Genomic DNA, 13,836 nt, shown 5'->3' on the forward strand with positions numbered 1-13,836 from the left:
TCGATCACCAGTGAGGCCCCCTCCCATGAGTGTCAAGAAGTTCTGCGCCGGTGTCGGCGTCGCTGCAGCCGTTGCGTCAGGTCTGGTGGTCGGAGCGTCGCCCGCTGCCGCTGATCCCGGCGACTGCCCGTCGATGTACGTCGTCGCCATTCCGGGGACGTGGGAGACCAGCTCGGGTGCCGCCCCGAAGCCCGGGATGCTCACCGATGTCACCGATCGTCTCGGCGACGGCATTCGTACCGACTACGTTTCGTATCCCGCCACCGCGTTCCCGTGGGAGGGCGAGGTCTACGGGCAGTCGCGCGCAGCTGCGGTAGCCAACGCCGGCGGGATGCTGAAGGCAATGGCAGATCGTTGTGGCGCAACAAAACTGGGCATCATCGGATACAGCCAGGGAGCCGATGCAGCCGGTGATCTCGCCGCAGCCATCGGCACCGGCGTCGGCATCGTCCCCGCGGACAAGGTGGTGGCGGTGGGTCTGATCTCGGACCCGAAGCGTTCCGACACCGACGCTCTGGTCGGGCCTGCCGTGGTGGGCACCGGTGTCGGCGGCCCACGCGTCGGTGGCTTCGGCTTTGTCAGCCCCGTGGTGCGAACGTTCTGTGCCGTCGGCGATCTGTATTGCTCGACGCCGAAGGACGATTACGTCGCGCGCTTGGCCGGGTTCCTGGCCGTCTCGTCCAACCCCGCGCCCGATGTGGCCGACCAGTACGCGCAGGAAGCGCAGTCGTTGATAGGCGATCTCGCGGCCGCGGGCGGGCTCCCGGTCCTGCAGAGCCAGCTCACCGACCAGGCGAACGAACAGCGCCGCCGAGAGATCGAAGCGTTCTACCGCTCCGGAATCCACCAGGAGTACCAGAGCTACGCCGTCGATGGCGGTCAGTCGGCGACACGGTGGCTGGCGCGCTACTTGGCAGACGCGGTCTGACGACGTAGCAGTACGAAGACGACCAGCGCACTGACGGCCATCAGACCTGCGCTCCACCCGGCAGCAAGGTTGAAGCCGTCGACGAAGGACGAGTTGGCGACGGCGGACAGCTGCGAGGCGAACGGCTCCGGTAGGTAGTCGGCGACGGCGGTGGCACCACCGATGGTTTCCCGGGCGGGGTCGGCGACCTCGCTGGGCGTGCCCACCGGGATGGCGTCTTCCATGCGGTGGCGGTAGACGGTGCTGCCGATCGTGCCGAGGATCGCGATGCCGACGGCCCCGCCCAATTCGGCTCCGGTCTCCGACAATGCCGATGCGGCACCGGCCTTCTCGGGTGCGGCGGCGGTGAGCACGATATCGGAATTGAGGGTCGATGCCGCTCCGATACCGAACGTCACCATTGCCATGCCGGTGAGCAGTAGCGGCAGGCCCGAGTCGGCGGCGATGAAGACCATTGCGGCGCAGCCGAAGGCGATGAACAGTAGGCCACCGGCGATGATGGTGCCGGTCTCGAGCATCTTGCTCAGCGTCGGCGCGAGGACGGCTCCGGCTCCCGCCGCGACGGCAGGTATGAGCAGCCACAGTCCGGCTTCGAGGGGTCCGAACCCGACGACGAGCTGCAGGTATTGCGAGGCGAACAGGCTGAACCCGGTCATCGCGAAAATGACCAGGAACTGCACGACCACCGCTGCACTGAAGGCGCGTTCGGCGAAGAGCGTGACGTCGATCAGCGGGTTCGCGGCCTTTCTCTGCCGGATGACGAACACCGTGCCGAGTGCGAGTCCGACGACGGCGGTGACGATCGTCTTTGCATCGATCCCGTCCTGCGCGCCGTGTTTGATGGCGTAGACGATGAAGAGCATCGAGGAGATCGCGAGAATCACGCTGATCGGATCGAACTTCCCGGGGTCCGAATCCTTGAACTCGGGCACCAGCAGCGGTGCGGCGACGAAGAGCACCACCATGATCGGGATGTTGATCAGGAACACCGAACCCCACCAGAAGTGTTCCAACAGAACACCTCCGATGACAGGACCCACGGCGGCGCCCCCGGCGAAACCTGCCGTCCACAGTCCGATGGCTTCCTTGCGCTGAGCGGGGTCGTGAAACATGTTGCGTATCAACGACAGTGTGCTCGGCGCAATGGTCGCTCCACCGACTCCCAACAGAGCGCGTGCCACGAGAAGCATTTCGGGCGAGGTGGAGAACGTCGCGGCGAGCGACGCTGCACCGAACACGACGGCACCGATCATCAGCAGGGTGCGCCTGCCGATTCGATCACCGAGAGAGCCCATGGTGATGAGCAGGCCGGCGAGGAGAAATCCGTAGATGTCGAGAATCCACAGCGTCTGATTGCTGGTGGGTTCGAGATCGGCCGTCATGAACGGCAGGGCCAGATAGAGCACCGACATGTCCATCGACACGACGAGAATGGGGACCACCAGTACTGCGAGGCCCAGCCAATCCTTCTTCGTGGCGCGCTGCTCGATAGTCCTGTGGCTCACTGTGACTTCCCTTTCCGTACGGACACCTCAGCTTAGGGGTGTCGGGAGTACGTTCGGTGAGGAAAGTGGAACTCGCCGAACGAAGGAAACATCACCTCATGAGCAACGATCTGAAGGTTGTCGCGACGATCATCGCCAAGCCCGACTCAGTCGACGCCGTGCGCGACGGATTGTCGGCCCTGGTCGCCGAAACCCGGAAGGAAGAGGGCAACATCTCGTACGAGCTGTTCGAGTCGGCGGTAGAGCCGGGAACCTTCATCACCGTCGAGTTGTGGAAGTCGCAGGAGGACCTGGACGGTCACATGCAGACTCCACATCTGCAGCACGCGCTAAGCGAGTTCGGTGCCCATCTCGCGGCCCCGCCCGCCATCCACCCGCTCCGGCCCGTCGGCTGAGTTGCCCCGCGCGCTCACGTACACGAGTGCCGAGACAGCCAGTAGAGCTACCGTGGCACCGATCGCGAGCCAACCGGTCCCGCTCATCTCGCCCGACGCGATGATGCGGGCACCGGCGGCGGTGTAGCTCATCGGCATGAATGCGGCGAAGTCGCTCCAGATGGGTGCCGTCGATGCGTACGCAAAACCGCAGACGACGACCTGCACTGCGAGGGCGACAACGTTGACGATCTGTCCGACGACGGCACCGAGCACGCGTTGAATTGCGCCCGCTGCGGCGAGATACGCCGCGGCGGAGACGACGAGGAACACGCCCGCTCCGATCACCGGCCCGAGGGCCGCATCGGTGGCGAAGGCGAATGCAAAGGCGGCGCTGACGCCCACCGCGGCGACGGCCGCTCCAACGGCGAGCCAGCGCGGCTTGGTGTCCTTGCCCAGGACCCGCACGAGGCTGACGCAGCCGAGAGCTCCGAGAGCCACGAGGGCGGCGATCAGGTACGGGGTGGCCCCGGTGCCGGTGCTCGTCGACGTGGTTGCGACGTTCTGTTCGGAGGTGGCGTCGTCGGTGGCGGCAGTGGTTCCCGGCGGAAGGGCCGCGGAGGCGTCCCGCACGTTGGTGGCGATGCCGTTGACAATCCCCTCGACCGGCTTGACCGACGTCACGAGCTGATCGGTGCCGGCCTTGAGCTGCTGGCCGCCGTCGTCGAGTTGGCCGAGTCCGTCACGCAACTGCACGGTGGCGTCGCCGAGCTGCGCGGTGGCTCCGAGGAACTGACTGTTCGGGTCGTTGAGTTCCGTCGACAGCTGCTGGGCACCGCCCTTGAGGGTCTGCAGCTGAGCGAGCGTATCGGGACCGAACGCCTGAGTGTTGAGGTTGTCGATCACTCCGCGGATCTCGCTGGAAATCGCGTCGGACCCCGGATGCGGGAAGCGATCGACCGTGTCTGCCGTGGCAGCGAGCTTTGCGGTGAAGTCGGCCTGCAGAGCTCCGAATCCGGCGAGCTGGTCGACGACCTGGTCGACGCCACCGCTGATCTGCGATGCGCCGTCTCCGAGCTGACCGATGCCGTCGCGGTACTGGCCGAACCCGTCGGCGAGCTGGATGGTTCCGTCGTGCGCCTGGGTGATGCCGTCGGCGAGCTGCCCGACGCCGTCGTTGAGCTGCGTTCCGCCCTGGGTCAGCTGACCGATGCCACTGGAGAGAAACGTGATCGGGAGCGAGGCGCTGTTGAGACTGGTCCTGGCCTTCGACAGGGGATCTGCCGACGCCTGCTCCGGTGCCGGTGCCTGCTCGGTGTCGGCCACGACGGTGGTCGTGTCGGCAGCGGACTCACCACCGAGGTCGTAGCCGGTGCCGAGTGCAAAAGCACCCACCGCCACCAGTGGAAACGCCAGTGCGGTGAGAGCAACGGCAGGACGTCGGAAGATACGCAGTTCACCCATGATGAGTTCGAGGCTAACTGCCGTCGGCGGCCTTCCGAACCGACGCGTGATCCACGACGCCTGCTTCGACCGTGCTGACCTGGGACTCTAAGAGGTCTCTGTGGATTACCGATTGCGCGGTAGCAGGTCCCATACGTGCTCGGTTTCGTTCACCGAGGAGACCGATCGCGCACCGCTCCGGGAGAACAGAATGCGGGTCACCGAGCAGTAGTCGATCGGAAATCCCAGGACTTTCGGGGTCTGCAGGATGTCCTGCAGCAGGATGTTGATGACGCCGCCGTGGGCGAAGAGTGCGACGGTGTCGTTGTGCTCGCCGGCCGACACGATGTCGGCTACTCCGGCCAACACGCGCTGACGAAACGCGTGTTCGTCTACTTGTTCGGGGAGATGACCGGCCTTGATGCGGTCGAATGCCTCCCGAAATTCGGTCTTGGCCGCTTCGATCGGGACGTAGCCACCGAAATCGCGATCGTATTCGGCCAATCGCTCGTCCGGTTCGACGGTCAGACCGAGCCGATCGGCCAACGGCTGTGCCGTCTGGACGGCGCGGAGCTGGGAACTGGCGACGACTCGAGAAATCGGGAACCGGGCCACGGCGTCGGGCACCCGCAGGGATTGTTCGACGCCGAGCTCGGCGAGAACGGGATCGGCCGAGGACTCCGAACGTTGCGGCAGGGCGTGCCGGACGAGAACCAGTTGCATCGACTCACCTAATCACGAGTGTGCGACCGCTGCGCTGCACCATCGAGCGAAAGGCCGCCACCTGACGCGGTGAGTCGGCTCGAGCTTCCCACACCATGCCGATGCGTCTGCGTGCCGCGGGTTGGGTGAGGCCGACGTCGACGGTCCCGCCCTCGCCGCCGTGCGCACGGATACGCGGCAGGATGGCTATCCCGAGACCGGCTCCGACGAGTCCGCGCACCGTGTGGGTGTCTTGGCCCTCGAATGCGATGCGCGGACTGAAACCGGCATCGGCCCACAGCTCGTCGCAGATCGAGCGCATTCCGAAGCCGTGGCCCATCGCAATGTAGTTCTCGTCGGCGGTGTCGGCCAGATCGACGGTTCTTCTCGACGCGAGGCGGTGATCGGAGGGCACGACGAGCATCAGTCGCTCGTCGTAGAGCTGGAACGAGTTGGCGTCGGTGTGCTCGGCGCTGAGGGACACGAACGCCAGGTCGGATACCCCATCGGCGAGCCGTTCGAGGCAGCGTGCGCGGGCACCCTGGTCCAGATCGAATGTGACGGCCGGGTGGTCGACGCGAAACTGGCGGATCAGCGCGGGTACGACGTCCTCGCCCAGAGTGTTCTGGAACGCGACGGCGATACGGCCCCGAGCTCGGGCGTCGTGCTCGGTCATGGCGTCGATGCCGGCGTCGAGGTCACTCAATGCGCGCTGCAGATACGGGATCAACACGCGTCCGGCGCTGGTGAGCACGATGCCGCGGCCGCGTCGTTCAACGATGTCGACGCCGAGGACCGCCGACGCGCGAGCGACCTGTCGACTGACGGTCGGTTGCGGAACACCGAGAACATGGGCTGCGTCGGTCATGTGCTCTGTGTCGGCTACCGCGACGAGCGTCGGCAGCAGGGGCAACAACTCGATCGTCTCGCGCCGCATGGGCAAATCATAGCGCTGACGTATCGGTTGGACGCCTCTCATGCATTGGACGAATGTAGTGAGCACTTCTAACGTGATCGGTATGACTACGACGCGTACCGAGGTTCTCGAATGGGAGGGGCACCCCAGGGGATCGCGCGAGTACCGACGGCTGGTGCTGGCACTCCTGTTCGCCGGAGTCGCGACCTTCGCTCAGCTGTATTCGGTCCAGGGAATTCTGCCGTTGATCGCGGCGAACCTCGACATCACGCCGTCGCAGTCCTCGCTTGCCGTCGGACTCGCGACGGTCGGGGTGGCAGTGTCGGTGATTCCCTGGTCCGTGGCGGCCGATCGCGTCGGCCGAGTGCGGGCGATGACGGTATCGATCCTCGTTGCGACGACGCTGGGTCTGCTGGTCCCGCTCTCGCCGTCCCTCGAGGTGTTGCTGGCTGTTCGGTTCTTCGAAGGTGCTGCGTTGGGCGGACTTCCGGCAATTGCGATCGCGTACCTCAGTGAGGAAGTGCATCGCAGTCACACCGCACTGGCCGCCGCCACCTACGTCTCGGGGACGACGCTGGGCGGGTTGCTGGGCCGCATCGTCGCCGGACCCGTGGCGGAGTTCACCAACTGGCGTATCGGCACGTTGACCGTGTCGTTGATTGCTGCGCTGGCTGCTGCCCTCTTCGTGTGGCTGGCCCCGAAACCGCGAACGACACTGGTGCACAGTGAGATTCGCGACCTACCGGGTCGGCTCTGGGTGAACCTGCGCGAGCCGGGAATGCTGGCGCTGTACGGCCAAGGCTTCCTGCTGATGGGCGGGTTCGTCGCGATCTACAATTTCCTCGGATTCCGTCTCGAGGCAGTGCCTTTCGGGCTTCCGCAATCGCTCATCAGCCTGATTTTCGTGGCCTACCTGAGCGGTACCGTCTCCTCGCGAGTGGGCGGGAAGCTGGCGACGAAGCACGGACGCTCGGCAGTTCTCGCCGGAGCTACCGCGACGATGATCGTCGGAGTGGCGTTGACGATGGCGTCGAACCTCGCGGTGATCCTGATCGGCCTGGTGATCCTGACCATGGGCTTCTTTGCCGCCCACGCCATCGCGTCGGGATGGACCGGGCAACGCGCAGTACACGGACGAGCTCAGGCGACCTCGCTGTACAACCTCTTCTACTACGGTGGATCGTCCATCGTCGGCTGGCTCGGCGGCGTGGTCTTTCAGTCCCTGGGATGGAACGCGTTGGCGCTGTTCGTCATTGCGTTGGTCGTCGTCGCAGGAATCTGGGCCGCGTGCCTGGGCGGGCGTCTGGCGAGGCCTGTCTCAGTAGGTCGATGAGTTCGCGGCAGCGACAGCAAAAATGATGATCGCTCCGACGACGATGACGAACAGCGCGATCGATACGTACCCGACTATCAGGCCTGCCGTGGCGAACCCGGATCCGCCCTCGCCGGTGCGCTTGATCTGACCACGCGAAATGTGACCGCAGACCACCGCGCAGACGGATGCGATCAGCGGCAGAAACGTCAGACCCAGAATCGCCAAGACGAGGGAGACGATCGCCAGCGTGTTCGTGGGTGCGGGCGTCTGATACCCGCCCGCATACGGCGCGGTCCCGAATTGCGGGTTCGCGTACTGGGGATTTTGGTACTGCGGGTATTGCGGGTTGGGGTTCTGGTACTGCGGATATTGCTGCTGTCCCGGGTACGGCTGATCCTTGTTGGATGAGTCGAACGGATCGCTGCCCTCGCCCTGCGGATTCACCATTGCGGGAGTTTGACACTTCGACACCGTCGTCGCAAGCGCGCACACACAGTGACTACGTCCCGAGTTTGCCCCAGCCGACATACGCGTCGACGGTCACGTACCCGGTCACCCGAGGCTGATCCCGAACCGGATACGGATTTCCCGTGTAGTGCGTCGAAATGCGATCGATATCCACCAGATCCGGGTCGTCCTGCAACTCGATCGAGCCGTGCACCGTCACATGTGTGTACCAGCTGGCCTCGTCCAACACCGAAATCGAGACCTTCGGATTGGCTCTGATGTGCTCGAGACGCTTCCGAGACGCGTCGAAATTGAGCACGATCTTTCCGTCCTCCCACAAATACCACGTGGGTGCGGTAATCGGCGTTCCATCGGCACGAACCACAGCCATGACAGCGGGATTCGGCTTCGTCAACATTTCCACTGCAGCATCGGGCAACGGGGGCTTCGGCATACGACAACCTTACGACTCGACCCCGGCTCCGGTCTTGATTCCGCCCACAACGCCCCCGCAGTCCACTCGATGTGCCATTGACCGCCGAAAAGGCCACTGAATGTCACATCGAGTGCACTGGGGATCGGAGTGCGGTGATGAACCGAGTCGACTACAGGTTGGGGAGTTTGACTACCTGCCCGGCGTACGAGAGTCCCGCTCCGAAGGCGAGGAGGAGTGCGGTGTCTCCCGCTTTTGCCTTGCCGGTGCGCAGCAGTTCTTCCATCGCCAATGGGATCGATGCCGCAGAGGTGTTGCCGGTTTCCGCGATGTCGTTGGCGACGGTGGTGCCTTCGTCCAGGTTGAGGCTCTTCGCCAGTAGTTCGGTGATGCGGCTGTTGGCCTGGTGGGGGATGAAGGCGTGCAGTTCGTCCGTTTCGATGCCGGCGACGTCGAGGACTTTCTGCGCCGCTTTGCCCATCTCGAAGGCGGCCCAGCGGAAGACGGAGATGCCGTTCATCCGGATCCAGGGTCGTTCCAGGTCGGCCTTGGTGATGTAGTCGTACCAGTCCGTGGTCTGCACGATGGCGTCGGACTGCGAGCCGTCGGAGCCCCAGACGGCGGGTCCGATTTCGGTTTCGTCGCTCTCTCCGACGACGACCGCACCGGCACCGTCGGCGAAGATGAATCGCGTGGTTCGGTCGTAGGGGTCGGTGGTGACGCTGAGCTGCTCGGCACCGATGACCAGCACGTACTTCGAGGTTCCAGCCTTGACCAGGTCTGATGCGACGGCCAGGGAGTAACAGAAGCCCGCGCAGCCGGCGCAGATGTCGAAAGCTGCGGGGCCCTTGGTGCCCAAACCGTGCGCGACTTTCGCAGCTGCTTGGGGTGTCAGTTCGAGGTGTGTGGAAGTGGCGACGATGACGGTGTCGACCTGGTCGGCCGTGATTCCGCTGGCCTCGAGGGCTTTACGACCTGCCGAGATGGACATCTGAACGACGTTCTCCTCGGGTTCGGCAAAGCGCCGATTCTTGATACCCGAACGCGTCTGGATCCACTCGTCACTGGAGTCGATGAACTCGCAGATCTCGTCGTTCGTGACTACTCGTTCGGGGCGGTGAACGCCCAAACCGAGCATCTTCGACTGTCGACCTTGCGTCGTGTTGATCGCACCCATGTTCAATTTCCTCTCGTGCTACCGCGCCATCGCCGAGCTTCGGCTCGGGTCTTGGGCTGCGGGCTCGGTGACACACGTTACGTGCGTCGCCTCGAGCGGTTCACACCAGTTCGGTGATGAGGGCTGCGACCTCGGCGGGCTTGTCGATCATGGCGTGGTGATGTGCCGGCATGACGACGGTGAAGTCGGCCCGCAGGTACTCGGCGAGCTTGCGTTGAGTCCTGACCCATTTCTTGCCCCACGGGGAGGGTCGTCCGGTGTGGGCTGCAGCGACGATGACCGGAGCGACGAGCGTCGAGCGCTTTCGGAGTTTGTTCAGTTCGACGGCCAGGTCGGGATACACGACATCTTCGACGAGTGCAGCTGTGAGGTAGGTGGGCCGACGGTAGATGTCGTCCACCCAGTCGAATGTTTCCTGAGGTGTGCCGTCCGGCGGCGTCGCTTGATTGAGGACCCGGCGCACACGGGGGCCGACCAGTTTCTGCAGGCCGGTTCGACTGAGCACGGCTGCGACCACGCGTGCAGTCTCGACGCGCACGGCAGCCGGAACGATGCGTCGGGGGTCCGATTCTGCGCTGGAATCGAGCAACAGAATCCCGCGGATGCGCGACGGGTACAGCCGCGCAACGGCCTCGGCGTAGAAACCTGCGATCGAGTGGCCTGCAACCACCGCCGGTTCGGTGACGCCGAGTGCGTCGAGAACTCCGATGATGCGGTCGGCTTCGCCTCGCACGGTGGGGGTGACACCGGCGGGAAGCGGATCACTGAGCCCGAAGCCAGGACGGTCGAGAACGACGACGTGGTGGTGGGCGCTCAAGATGTCGACGGTGTCGTTCCAATCGAACCAGTTGCTCCCGAGGCCACCGCACAGCACAACGGTGGGGCCGGTTCCGCGAACGAGCAGATGCAGACGTTGCCCGTCCACTTCGACGTACTGACCGGGAGGATGTTTCACGGGAAACAACGCACTACGTTCGGCTCGATCCCCGTTGTCCATATGTTGTTCCCCACGATGCGCTACCGACTTGTCGACTGTTTCACGCTCCAGTTTCCATCATTTTCCCGGTTTTGCACACTCGGCCTCGTGGGGACGGCCGTGGAGGGGGTCATTGACGTGGCTTGGCCAGCGGGAAAGCCAGCGTTTCGCGGATGCTTCCTCCGGTGATCAGCATGACGACCCGGTCGACGCCCATGCCGAGACCGCCGGTCGGCGGCATGCCGTGTTCGAGCGCATGCAGGAAGTCCTCGTCCAGGCTCATCGCCTCCTCGTCGCCACCGGCCGCCAACAACGACTGCTCGGTGAGGCGCTGCCGTTGATCGACGGGGTCGGTCAGTTCGCTGTACGCCGTACCCAGTTCCACGCCCCACGCGACGAGATCCCACTTCTCCGCCACGCCCGGGATGCTCCGATGCGGTCTGGTCAGCGGCGACATCGACGTCGGGAAGTCCTTGTAGAAGGTGGGGAATTCGGTGTAGTCCTCCACCAGATGCTCGTACATTCCCTGCGCGACGGCACCCGCGTCCCAGGACTTCTCGTACGGGATGTCGTTCTCGTCGCACAACCGCTGCAGCTCCTCCAGTGGAGTCGCCGGCTCGACGGGCACACCCAATTTCTCGGCGACGGCACCGTGCAGTGTTTTGACGGGCCATTCGCCGGAGATGTCGATCTCGACCATCTCCCCGTTCGGTCCGTCGGGACGCAGGATGATCTCGCGACCGTGCGCCGCCACAGCCGCTCGCTGAATCAGCTCTCGGCACAACACCATTGCGCGTTCGTAGTCACTATGAGCTTCGTACGCTTCGAGAATCGTGAACTCCGGATTGTGCTTGAAATCTGCGCCCTCATTACGAAACACTCGGCCGATCTCGAAGACCTTCTCCATACCGCCCACGCACAGGCGCTTGAGATACAGCTCCGGGGCGATTCGCAGATACAGATCCAGGTTGTAGGCGTTGATATGGGTGACGAACGGTGCCGCGTTCGCACCACCGTGCACCTGCTGCAGAATCGGGGTCTCGACCTCCATGTATCCGCGCTCTCCCAACGAATCACGCAGCGATTTCACGACATTGGACCGGGCAATGAGGAGCGAGCGGGCGTCGCGATTGATCGCCAGATCCACATAGCGCTGCCGCACCCGCGCTTCCGGGTCGGTCAGACCGCGATACTTGTCGGGCAAGGGATGCAGGCATTTGGCGTTCATCCGCCACTCGGTGGCCAGCAGCGACAATTCGCCACGCCTGCTGTACCCGATGGTTCCGCTGACCTCGATGAGGTCGCCCAGGTCGAAGTCGGCATCGAATTCTTCGATTCTGTCGCCGACGCGTTCGCGGTCGAACAGCACCTGGATATCGGACGACCAGTCACGGATGACAGCAAAGGACACGCTGCCGTAGTCGCGGATGCGCAGTATTCGGCCAGCGATCCGGACCGTCGTGCCCTGGGGAGATGCCGCCGCTTCGCCGACCGTGTGAGTCGGGGGATAGGCGACGGGATAGCCATCCATGCCATCGCGTTCGAGGCGTTCGAGTTTGGCCATACGGACGCGCACCTGGTCGGGACGTTTGCGACCGGGCACGAGTTCGTCCGTGAGCGTGTCCGGTCCGCTGCCGTCGGGGTGGATGTCCTCGGCGTCGGCCAGTGCGGCAGGCACCGCAACATGGGACCCGGTGTGCTTCGATGCGCGCCGGAAGGTCGGGAGCGTGAGGAAGCCTTCGGCGATGGCCGACGCGATGCCGACCTTGGGCAGCACTCGATTGTCGGCGAAGCACAGGTAACGCGGCTCCCACTGCGGCAGATACTTCACGTTCGATCGATACAGCGCTTCGAGCTGCCACCACCGAGAGAAGAAGACCAACATGCTGCGCCAGATCCGCAGCACAGGTCCGGCACCGATTCGGCTGCCCTCCTCGAATGCAGCCCGGAACACCGCGAAGTTCAGCGAAATCTTGCTCACACCGAAATGATCTGCGCCGGTGGCCAGTTCGGTCACCATCAGTTCGATGACTCCGTTCGGTGACGCTGGATCGCGGCGCATCAGATCCAACGACGCGCCGGTTCGTCCCCACGGCACCAGGGACAGAACACCCACCACCTTCCCGTCCTGAACCGCCTGTACCAGAAGACAATCGCCGTCGAGCGGATCACCCAACCTGCCCAGCGCCATCGAAAATCCGCGCTCGGTCTCGGTATCGCGCCACGCATCCGCGCAGGAAATGATCTCCGCCATCTCCTGCGCCGAAATATCGCGATGACGACGCACCGTGACCACAACTCCAGCCTTGCGAGCCCGGTTGACCGCCTGACGCACGGGGCGCATCTCGCGTCCATTGAGGTTGAAATCTTTGGTTTTGAGGATTGCCTCGTCGCCGAGTTCGAGGACGCTGAGCCCGGCGCGCTTGTAGGCGGTAGCTCCGATCTCGCTGGCCCCCATGACAGCTGGGGTCCAGCCGTACTTCTCGGCCAGGTCCAGCCATTCCGAGATGGCATGCGGCCAGGCCTCCGGGTTACCGATCGGGTCACCGCTCGCCAGACACACCCCCACCTCGACGCGATACGTCACCGCCGCTTTGCCACTGGTGGCGAAGATGACGCCCTTGTCGCGTCGCGTCGCGAAGTAGCCAAGGGAATCGTCGGCACCCCATTTGTCGAGCAGGCCACGCAGCGCCGATTCGTCGCGACCCGTGAGCGCATTGCCGGACCGCTGCGATCGGAACAGCGTGACCACCGCACCCAACAGCGCCAGCGCGCCGAACAGTCCCAACGCCGTATTGACGAAGCCGTTCGGCCTACCGTCGAACTGCTCGTTGTCCACGGTCGCCAACGCCGTGACGCGGTTGAACGCCCACAGAAATGTCTGACTCTCGGGCAGCGAACCGGGGAACAACGCCACCAACGCCCAGCCGATGACGGTCCCGACGGCCGCCCCGAGAACGAGTACGCCGAGCGCCTTCCACACCGCACCTCGACGAACACGGGTGTAGAACTCCTTGCGCGCCGCGATCAGCAACCCTGCCACCACAACGTGAACCGCCAGCGCGATCCACGAATTGACGTCCTTGTCCTGGATACCTTCGACGACATTGGTGATCGCCAACAACACCAGATAGATGGTCAGCAACCACCACGCAATTCGCTTGCGACTCGCCAATGCCGCCGCCAGCAGCCCGACAACGAGCGCCCACGACAAGCTCGTATCCGGCGCATCGAAGTAGTACCTGTCGACGTATTCGCGGGGGGCGTGAACGAAGTAGCGAAGAGTCGGCGACAGACTCCACAGAAACAACGCCGCTGCGAATACCCCGAGCACCAGGCCGGCGATATGCGGAACCTCGCGCAAACGACCGCGCTCGGGTGGCGAAAACGACCGAGGAGAAGAAGAACCGGACCGCTCCGAGGGAACTGCTGTCGCCGTCATATCTCACTCCCGAAGTCAGAATGCACCTATGCAAGGTAGACGGTATCCCCGTCGGCCTCGAGTCAGGCGACCATTTCCCACCCCGCTCGCCCACTCGATGTGACCGACGGTGGCCCTTTCGACGGTCAATGTCACATCGAGTGGCCCCCCTGACTCCCGAATGGGCGCCGATTGCCGG

At 64.2% G+C, this 13,836-nt stretch carries 12 protein-coding genes; 3 read left to right on the forward strand and 9 right to left on the reverse strand.

Features of this window, described 5'->3' with window-relative positions:
* Positions 1-25 precede the first annotated feature (25 nt).
* The gene (locus tag AC5WEY_RS04490) at positions 26-928 is read left to right on the forward strand and encodes a cutinase family protein (RefSeq protein WP_495644845.1); all 903 of its coding nucleotides are present in this window, start codon (positions 26-28) and stop codon (positions 926-928) included.
* Here AC5WEY_RS04490 and AC5WEY_RS04495 read toward each other — a convergent pair.
* A complete protein-coding gene (locus AC5WEY_RS04495; protein ID WP_495644846.1) occupies positions 907-2,433 on the reverse strand; it encodes an MFS transporter in 1,527 nt (508 codons plus the stop codon). The two genes, AC5WEY_RS04490 and AC5WEY_RS04495, sit on opposite strands and share 22 nt — an antisense overlap.
* 98 nt (positions 2,434-2,531) lie before the next feature.
* Here AC5WEY_RS04495 and AC5WEY_RS04500 point away from each other — a divergent pair, with 98 nt between their 5' ends.
* Positions 2,532-2,828, forward strand: a complete 297-nt coding sequence (locus tag AC5WEY_RS04500; protein WP_495644847.1) for a putative quinol monooxygenase — start codon at positions 2,532-2,534, stop codon at positions 2,826-2,828.
* Here AC5WEY_RS04500 and AC5WEY_RS04505 read toward each other — a convergent pair.
* The 3 genes from AC5WEY_RS04505 to AC5WEY_RS04515 all read right to left on the reverse strand — a co-directional run bounded on the left by AC5WEY_RS04505 (position 2,763) and on the right by AC5WEY_RS04515 (position 5,889).
* Positions 2,763-4,271 carry a phage infection protein gene (locus AC5WEY_RS04505; RefSeq protein ID WP_495644848.1) on the reverse strand — a complete coding sequence of 503 codons (1,509 nt, stop codon included), beginning with the start codon at positions 4,269-4,271 and terminating at the stop codon, positions 2,763-2,765. The two genes, AC5WEY_RS04500 and AC5WEY_RS04505, sit on opposite strands and share 66 nt — an antisense overlap.
* 105 nt (positions 4,272-4,376) lie before the next feature.
* Positions 4,377-4,973, reverse strand: a complete 597-nt coding sequence (locus AC5WEY_RS04510) for a histidine phosphatase family protein (RefSeq protein ID WP_057478401.1) — start codon at positions 4,971-4,973, stop codon at positions 4,377-4,379.
* A 4-nt stretch (positions 4,974-4,977) separates the two neighbouring features.
* Positions 4,978-5,889, reverse strand: a complete 912-nt coding sequence (locus AC5WEY_RS04515) for a LysR family transcriptional regulator (RefSeq protein ID WP_495644849.1) — start codon at positions 5,887-5,889, stop codon at positions 4,978-4,980.
* 82 nt (positions 5,890-5,971) lie between these two features.
* Between AC5WEY_RS04515 and AC5WEY_RS04520 the strand changes: the two genes are divergently transcribed.
* Positions 5,972-7,201, forward strand: a complete 1,230-nt coding sequence (locus AC5WEY_RS04520; protein ID WP_495644850.1) for an MFS transporter — start codon at positions 5,972-5,974, stop codon at positions 7,199-7,201.
* Here AC5WEY_RS04520 and AC5WEY_RS04525 read toward each other — a convergent pair.
* The 5 genes from AC5WEY_RS04525 to lysX all read right to left on the reverse strand — a co-directional run bounded on the left by AC5WEY_RS04525 (position 7,187) and on the right by lysX (position 13,658).
* On the reverse strand, positions 7,187-7,630 hold the full coding sequence (locus AC5WEY_RS04525; RefSeq protein ID WP_495644851.1) for a DUF4190 domain-containing protein: 444 nt from the start codon (positions 7,628-7,630) through the stop codon (positions 7,187-7,189). The two genes, AC5WEY_RS04520 and AC5WEY_RS04525, sit on opposite strands and share 15 nt — an antisense overlap.
* Positions 7,631-7,682: 52 nt before the next feature.
* Entirely contained in the window at positions 7,683-8,084 is a 402-nt protein-coding gene (locus tag AC5WEY_RS04530) for a PPOX class F420-dependent oxidoreductase (RefSeq protein WP_495644852.1), read from the reverse strand.
* Between the two features lie 151 nt (positions 8,085-8,235).
* A complete protein-coding gene (locus AC5WEY_RS04535) occupies positions 8,236-9,240 on the reverse strand; it encodes a beta-ketoacyl-ACP synthase III (RefSeq protein WP_057478405.1) in 1,005 nt (334 codons plus the stop codon).
* Between the two features lie 100 nt (positions 9,241-9,340).
* Complete coding sequence (locus tag AC5WEY_RS04540) at positions 9,341-10,237, reverse strand: alpha/beta fold hydrolase (protein ID WP_495644853.1); 897 nt, start codon at positions 10,235-10,237, stop codon at positions 9,341-9,343.
* A 109-nt stretch (positions 10,238-10,346) separates the two neighbouring features.
* Entirely contained in the window at positions 10,347-13,658 is a 3,312-nt protein-coding gene (lysX, locus tag AC5WEY_RS04545) for a bifunctional lysylphosphatidylglycerol synthetase/lysine--tRNA ligase LysX (RefSeq protein WP_495644854.1), read from the reverse strand.
* Between the last annotated feature and the right edge of the window lie 178 nt (positions 13,659-13,836).

This window comes from Rhodococcoides sp. S146-33 (assembly GCF_059489205.1).